General features: G+C 63.7%; 3 protein-coding genes and 3 pseudogenes. All 6 read right to left on the reverse strand.

From position 1 onward, the window contains the following. Nucleotides 1-394, reverse strand: a 394-nt coding sequence (locus EN742_RS23145) for an ATP-binding cassette domain-containing protein (RefSeq protein ID WP_128333317.1), incomplete at its 3' end; no start/stop codon positions are given. 66 nt (nucleotides 395-460) lie between these two features. Then, nucleotides 461-1791 (reverse strand): annotated as a pseudogene (locus tag EN742_RS23150) (ABC transporter substrate-binding protein). Nucleotides 1792-1844: 53 nt separating this feature from the next. Next, the gene (locus EN742_RS23155) at nucleotides 1845-2894 is read right to left on the reverse strand and encodes a branched-chain amino acid ABC transporter permease (protein ID WP_126037994.1); all 1050 of its coding nucleotides are present in this window, start codon (nucleotides 2892-2894) and stop codon (nucleotides 1845-1847) included. Nucleotides 2895-2897: 3 nt separating this feature from the next. Continuing rightward, nucleotides 2898-3792 (reverse strand): annotated as a pseudogene (locus EN742_RS23160) (branched-chain amino acid ABC transporter permease). Next, nucleotides 3792-4599: pseudogene (locus EN742_RS23165) on the reverse strand (ABC transporter ATP-binding protein). Before EN742_RS23165 ends, EN742_RS23160 begins: the two co-directional pseudogenes overlap by 1 nt. Nucleotides 4600-4751: 152 nt before the next feature. Continuing rightward, on the reverse strand, nucleotides 4752-5279 hold a 528-nt coding region (locus EN742_RS23170; RefSeq protein WP_128333319.1), incomplete at its 5' end, for an LLM class flavin-dependent oxidoreductase.

The following is a 5279-nucleotide window of genomic DNA, read 5'->3' on the forward strand; positions in this document are numbered from 1 at the left end:
AGACACGATCGAGGTCGGCCTTGACGCCCGTGCGAGAGGACGAGCGTCCGAGCGCGCCGGTGAAGAGGTTCTCTTCGACCGTCAGCGAGCGGAAGCAATGCCGGCCCTCGAGGAATTGGACAAGGCCGCTGCGGACTAGGTGCGAGGGGCTTGCCCTTGAAACATCCTCGCCACCGAAGGTGATCCGACCGGCGGTAATGGCGCCGCGCTCAGCCGGAAGGAGATTGGATACGGCGCGCAGCAGTGTCGTCTTGCCGGCACCGTTGGAGCCGAGCAGCGCGACGATCTCGCCCCTGCCAACCAACAAGTCGACGCCGTGTAGGGCGGCGATGGCGCCGTTGTAGACAGCTTCCACGCTGCTAACTGACAGTATCGGGTATTCCGGGATGGACATCGATGACTCCGCTCGGGAAGGTGGATGGCGCGGCCGGCCAGATTTGTCGGCCGCACCATACCAAATTCAGTTGCTGACCACCGCGTCGGCGTCCTCGGCCGTGCGGATCTTGATGCCCTTTTCCTTGGCAACGCCTCGGACGACTTCTCGATGATCGGACGCAGCAGCTTCCAGTCGGGAGCGATCCAGTCGGAGACGACATTCCACTTCTTGCCGTCCCATTGCTGGAAGGTCACGTAGCCGTCACCCTCGTGATTGTCCCAGGAGACGTTGATCGAGTGGAACAGGTCCTTGGCGCCGAGTGCCTCGACGCGCGCCGGATCGAGCTTGAGATGCTCGAAGCCCCAACGCACTTCGTCGCCGGTCAGCGTGCGGTTGCCGAACTTGGCCTGTGCGATGCGGACCGCCTCGACATTGAGGATGCCATTGACGATGCCGAGATTGTGGTAGACCGAGCCGATGCGGCTTTTGTCCTCGAGATTGCCTTTGCCGTCGCCGTAGACCGTTTTGACGATCTCCTGGACCACCGGATATCGCTCACCCGAGGCCTGGGTGGTGATGGCCGTATAGCCCTTGGCGGCATCGCCGGCGGGGATGACATCCTCTTCGGAATTCGACCAGACATTGCCTATGATGTGATCGGCCGGGAAGCCTGTCTTCTGCGCGGTCTTCAAGGCGACGGGGTTCATCACGCCCCAGCCGCGCAGCACGACATAGTCAGGATGCTCGCGCCGGATGGTCAGCCACTGCGCCTGCTGCTCGTTGCCGGGATGCGGCACCTCGATCTGCGACAGCTCGAAGCCGTATTTCTGCGACAGCAGCTCATAGATCGGGATCGTCTCCTTCCCATAGGGCGAGCCGTGATAGAGCACGACGATGTTCTTGCCCTTGAGCTTGTCGAGGCCTCCTTCCTTGGACGCGATGTAGTTCACGATGCCGGAGGTCTCGCTGTAAGGATTGAGCAGCAGCGGGAAGACGTAAGGGAACACCCGCCCGTCGGTCGTGTCTGTGCGGCCGTGGTTGATGGTGATCAGCGGCACCTTGTCGTCGGTGATGCGATCGATCATGGCATAGGCGATGCCGACCGAGAGTGGATTCCAGGCAGCGATCCCGGGATTGCTCTTCAACCGTTCATACACCTCGACGCCCTTCTCGACCTCATATTGCGTCTCGCCTTCGCTCCAGGCCAGCTTGACGCCATTGACGCCGCCGTCGCGGATGTTGATCAGGTTGAGATAGTCGATGAAGCCACCGAAAAAGCCGGTTCCGCCGGCCGCATACGGACCGACACGGTAGCTCTGCAGGGGAAAGTATTGTTCTTCGGCGTGAACCGCCGTCGCGCCGAGCACGAAGGCCGTGGCGATCGCCGCTTTTCTTAGGTGACTGAAGAAGGTCATTGCTTACGTCTCCTGATGGGTTGGTCCGAGCGGAGGAGGAAGTTGAGCGGCAATCAGCTGGACCTTGAGCCGATCCGTCGTTTGAGGCGGTCGAAGAGGGCCGACAGCCCGCTCGGTTCCGCGATGAGGAAGATGATGATAAGGGCGCCGAGCACGATGCGCTGGCTCATGTCGAGAACGCCCGAATCGAACAGGCCGCCGAACAGGAAGGCGCCGAGCCGGGACAGAAAGAGCGGGAGGACAACGATGAACGCCGCACCCAAAAACGCGCCACGGATCGAGGCCAGCCCGCCGATGATGATGATGAACAGGATCTGGAATGAGCGGTCGAGATTGAAGCCTGCCGGCTCGACGGTGCGCAGATAGGTGAAGGCCCACAGCACGCCGGCGATACCGATGATGAACGACGAGATGGCGAACGCCAGAAGCTTGGTTCGCAGCACCGGCACACCGATGACGCGTGCGGCGGTTTCGTTGTCCCGCACGGCGATGAAGTTGCGACCGGTCGCGCTGTTGACCAAGCGCCAGACGAGGGCCGTCAGCACCATGACCGTGGTGACCGAAAGCAAATAGCGGCCGGTCGCGCTGTCGAGCGAAAGACCGGCGACGGCCAGGTGCGGCGCCGAGATCACCCCGGACGGGTTGTCGTTGGAGAACCAGCCGAACTTGGTCAGCGCCCATTGCACGAAGAACTGGGCGGCGAGCGTCGAGACGGCGAGGTAGAAGCCGCGCAGCCTGAGACTGGGCAGGCCGAACACGACGCCGAAGCCGGCGGCGGAAATTCCGGCCAGGATCATGGTCCCCGCCAGCGGCAGGCCTTCGACCCTGAGGTTGAAATTGTAGGCGGCGAACGCGCCCACCGTCATGAAGGCGGAAGAGCCAAGCGAGAGCTGGCCGCAATAGCCGGTCAGCAGATTGAGGCCGACCGCCGCCAGGCTGAGCGCCAGGAATGGCAGCAGGATCGCCTCGACCAGATAGCCCGAAGCATAGGCAGGGACCACGCCGTAGGCGACGACGAACAGGGCGGTCGGCAATGCCAGCTTCTGAACGAGTTTCACCCAGTCGACTGGAAGCCTTGCGGCGTCGAGCGCTTGCACGGCCATGGTTCAGACCCTTTCGACGGTTTTCTGGCCAAACAGGCCGGAGGGGCGCACCAAAAGCACCACCAGCGCCAGCGCATAGGCGAACCAGCCCTCGATGCCGCCGCCGACGAACGGGCCGAGATAGACCTCGGCCAGCTTCTCGCTGGCGCCGATGATGAGGCCGCCAACGATGGCGCCGAGGATGGAATCGAAGCCGCCAAGCACCAGCACCGGCAGCGCCTTCAGCACGATCAGCGACAGCGAGAACTGGACGCCGAGACGCGCGCCCCACAACAGCCCGGCGACCAGCGCGACGAAGCCGGCCGCCGTCCACACGGTGCCCCAGATGCGAGGCAGCCGCAGGCCGACGGCGAGGGCCGCGAACTGATCGTCGGCGACGGCGCGAAACGCAAGGCCGATCCGCGTCCAATAGAAGAAGGCGCTGAGGCCTGCGACCATGGCAGCGGCGATCGCCGCCGCCAGCAGGTCGAAGGACGAGATCAGTACGCCGCCGACCTCGAATGGGGTGTCGTCGATGCCGAGGTCGAGCCCGTGCACCTGCGTGCCCCAGATAAGCTGGGCGGCACCTTCGATGATGTAGGAGAGCCCCAGCGTCGCCATGAACAGCGTCATCGGCGAGCGGTTGACCAGCGGCCTGAGCACGGTCCGCTCGATGGTGAAGCCGAGCGCGACCATGACCGCGAAGGTGATGAGCAGCGAAAGCGCGAAAGGGACGCGGCGTTCGACCAGGCTGACGAAAGTGAGTGCTGCAAACAGCACCATCGAGCCTTGCGCGAAGTTCAGCACGCCCGAGGTCTTGTATCAGCACGAATCCGATGGCGACGAGCGAGTACATGACGCCCGAGAGCAGGCCTCCGACCAGCACCTCGATGACGAAGAGGAAATCATAGTAGCTCATCAGATGTCCTCGCCATTCTCGCCCTCGGCGGTGCCGAGATAGGCCCGGATCACCGCAGGATCGGCGCGCACCTCGGCCGGCGTGCCGTCGGCGATCTTGCGGCCGTAGTCGAGCACGGCGACGCGGTCGGAGAGGCCCATGACGACGCCGATGTCGTGCTCGATCAGGATGATGGTGACGCCGTGCCGGTCGCGCGCGGCTCGCACGAAGCCGGCCATCTCGGCCTTCTCGGTCGCCGTCATGCCGGCCATCGGCTCGTCGAGCAGCAGCAGCTTCGGCTCGGCGACCAGCGCGCGCGCCAGCTCGACCCGCTTCTGCAGGCCGTAAGGCAAGGTGGCGACGAGGCGGTCGGCGACGCTTTCGAGATGCAGGAAGGCGACTATCTGATCGGTCTTTTCGGCGATTCCCGCATCTTCGCTCCGGGCGCGTGGCAGACCTGCAATATGTTCGACGAAACTGGCGCGCCTGGTGTGGACGCGGCCGCACGCGATGTTGTTGCGCACGGACAGACCGCCGAATAGCGCCAGGTTCTGGAAGGTTCGCGCAACGCCGAGCCGTGCTAGACGGCTCGCCGGCACCCGGGAGAAGGACTGTCCGCCGATCGCAATCCTGCCGCGGTCGGCGTGATAGAGGCCGCTGATGATGTTGATCAGTGAGGACTTGCCGGCGCCGTTGGGGCCGATCACCGCGCGGATCTCGCCGACTTCGACTTCGAGATCAACATCGCTCAGCGCCTTGACCCCGCCAAAGGAAATTGCCGATCCCGCTCAAGGTCAGGATCGCATCAGCCTTTGCCGACAGGCGCACCGCGCGCGTCTCGTCAACGCGACCAGCACCAGCAAGAAGGGCGGAAATTTCGGGCGCGCGCTCGTATGCGGCGGCTCCCAGCGAAGCACCAATCATGAAACGTCCCTGCTTTTGAAGGCGTGTGGGCTGCGGCCCCGTGGGCCGCGCCCGTCCTATTCCGCGGCGACAAGCTCCCTGTCGCGAGCTGCTTCCAGTTCGCGCACCAGAGTAATGACGCGCTTGCCGAAGAACTCGACCTCTTCCTGGAAATGCAGGAAGCCGAGCAGGATCAGGTCGGCACCGGCGTCCTTCAGTTTCAGGATGCGTTCGGCGATCTGTTCCGGCGTGCCGATGAGATTGCTGCAGAAGCCGTCATTGTACTGAACGAGATCCTCAAGGGACGACTTCGCCCAATTGCCTTCGCCTTCCGGCGAGGCCTTGCCGGCATTCTTGACCTGATCGGCAAAGCCCTGCACCGCCTCCGGATTCGCCTTGGCGATGATCTCGTCGAGCACGGCGCGCGCTTCCTGCTCGCTCTCGCGGGCGATGGCGAAAGCGTTGACGCCGATCCTAACCTTGTGGCCGTTGGCTTTCGCCTTGGTGCGGATGTCGTCGACCTGCTTCCGGATCTCCTCCGGGGTATTGCCGTTGGTGAAATACCAATCGGAGACACGAGACGCCATGTCGCGAGCGGCTCGCCA

This window comes from Mesorhizobium sp. M4A.F.Ca.ET.020.02.1.1 (genome assembly GCF_004022645.1).
Classification (GTDB): domain Bacteria; phylum Pseudomonadota; class Alphaproteobacteria; order Rhizobiales; family Rhizobiaceae; genus Mesorhizobium.